Below are 1,837 nucleotides of genomic sequence, written 5' to 3'. Positions count from 1 at the left end.
CCCAGGTCGGCAGTCCGTACAGGTAGTTCACCGTGCCGTCCAGCGGGTCGATCACCCAGCGGACGCCGCTCGTGCCCTCGGCCGAGGCCCCCTCCTCGCCGAGGAAGCCGTCGTCGGGGCGCCGGCCGGAGATCAGGTCGGTGATCAGCTTCTCGGCCGCGATGTCCATCTCGGTGACGACGTCCACGTTGCTGGACTTCGTCCTGGCCACGGCCAGGTCGCTCGGGCGGCCGTCGCGCAGCAGCTCGCCGGCCCGGTGGGCGGCCTCGCGGGCGAGTGCGAGCAGGTCACGGTGCAGGGGGTCGGTCACGGCTCTCCTCACGCGTTGGGGCTGTCGGCGCCCGCGGCGGCGGGGCGCGGGGCGCGGGCCGGGCAGCAGCCGACCGGGCAGACGTCGTGGCTCGGGCCGAGGGCGCCCAGGGCGCAGGGGGTGACCTCCCGGCCGCGTTCCACTGCGGCCCGCTCCAGGATCAGCTCGCGGACGGCGGCGGCGAACCGCGGGTCGGCGCCCACGGTCGCCGAGCGGCGCACCGGCAGGCCCAGCTCCTCGGCCTTGGCCTTGGCCTCGGTGTCGAGGTCGTACAGGACCTCCATGTGGTCGGAGACGAAGCCGATGGGGGCCATGACGACGGCCGGGACGCCGGCCGCGTGCCGCTCCTCGAGGTGGTCGCAGATGTCGGGCTCCAGCCACGGGATGTGCGGGGCGCCGGAGCGGGACTGGTAGACGAGCCGCCAGGGGTGGTGGACGCCGGTGCGCTCGCGGACGGCGTCCGCGATCAGCCGGGCCACGTCCAGGTGCTGGGCCACGTACGCGCCCCCGTCGCCGTGGGACTCCACGGGGCCGGAGGTGTCGGCGGCGGCGGTGGGGATGGAGTGGGTGGTGAAGGCGATGTGGGCGCCCGCGCGGACGTCCTCGGGCAGGTCGGCCAGGGCGCGCAGCACGCCGTCGATCATGGGCTCGACGAAGCCGGGGTGGTTGAAGTAGTGCCGCAGCTTGTCCACGGCCGGCACGTCCACGCCCTCGGCCTCGAGAGTGGCCAGCGCGTCGGCGAGGTTCTCCCGGTACTGGCGGCAGCCCGAGTAGGAGGCGTAGGCGCTGGTGGCCAGGACGAGGACACGGCGGTGGCCGGCGGCGGCCATCTCGCGCAGGGTGTCGGTCAGATACGGCGCCCAGTTGCGGTTGCCCCAGTACACGGGCAGGTCCAGGCCGTGTACGGCGAAGTCCTCGCGCAGCGCCTGGAGCAGGGCGCGGTTCTGGTCGTTGATGGGGCTGACCCCGCCGAAGAGGAAGTAGTGCCGCCCCACTTCCTTGAGGCGTTCCTTGGGGATGCCGCGCCCGCGCGTGACGTTCTCCAGGAACGGGACCACGTCGTCCGGGCCTTCGGGGCCGCCGAAGGAGAGCAGGAGCAGGGCGTCGTACGGGGTGGCATCGAGCGCGTCTGGCATGGGTCGATCCTGCCACCCGGCACTGACAGCGGGGAAACAGCCGTGCGACGAGCCGGATTCGGCCCCTTACCGCCTCTTTGTCCGTACGGCTCGCATTGGCGCGTTCCGGACCACCGCGACGGTTCACTTAGGGTGCCCTTACTTGTAAGCTGTATCGGCTCTACTCGCGCCTTACCGAAACGCTTCCGGAGACCCCGTGCCCAGCCCCTACAGAGCCTTGTTCGCCGCGCCCGGCAGCAAGGCCTTCTCCGCCGCCGGATTCCTCGGCCGGATGCCGCTGTCGATGATGGGCGTCGGCGTGGTCACGATGGTCTCCCAGGTCACCGGCCGGTACGGCCTCGCGGGCGCCCTGTCGGCCACCCTGGCGCTGTCCGCCGCCGCCATCGGACCG

The 1,837-nt window shown here is 72.8% G+C and carries 2 protein-coding genes and 1 pseudogene; 1 reads left to right on the top strand and 2 read right to left on the bottom strand.

Annotated elements, in window-relative coordinates; genetic code table 11:
• Both H5J33_RS33700 and H5J33_RS33695 read right to left on the bottom strand, forming a co-directional pair.
• Window positions 1-310, bottom strand: a 310-nt coding sequence (locus H5J33_RS33700) for an inositol monophosphatase family protein (RefSeq protein ID WP_309485554.1), incomplete at its 3' end; no start/stop codon positions are given.
• An 8-nt stretch (window positions 311-318) separates the two neighbouring features.
• Window positions 319-1,446, bottom strand: coding sequence for a ferrochelatase (locus H5J33_RS33695; RefSeq protein ID WP_181798477.1), 1,128 nt, complete (start codon window positions 1,444-1,446; stop codon window positions 319-321).
• A gap of 196 nt (window positions 1,447-1,642) precedes the next feature.
• Between H5J33_RS33695 and H5J33_RS33690 the strand changes: the two are divergent.
• A pseudogene (locus H5J33_RS33690) lies at window positions 1,643-1,837 on the top strand (MFS transporter); the annotation flags it as partial.

This window comes from Streptomyces sp. WELS2, from assembly GCF_013870595.1.
In the GTDB taxonomy this organism is placed as follows: domain Bacteria; phylum Actinomycetota; class Actinomycetes; order Streptomycetales; family Streptomycetaceae; genus Streptomyces.
This window is presented reverse-complemented; position numbering and strand designations above follow the sequence as displayed.

Coding starts and splice junctions, on each gene's coding strand:
- H5J33_RS33695 (WP_181798477.1), bottom strand. CDS start 1,446: ATGCCAGACGCGCTCGATGCCACCCCGTACGACGCCCTGCTCCTGCTC.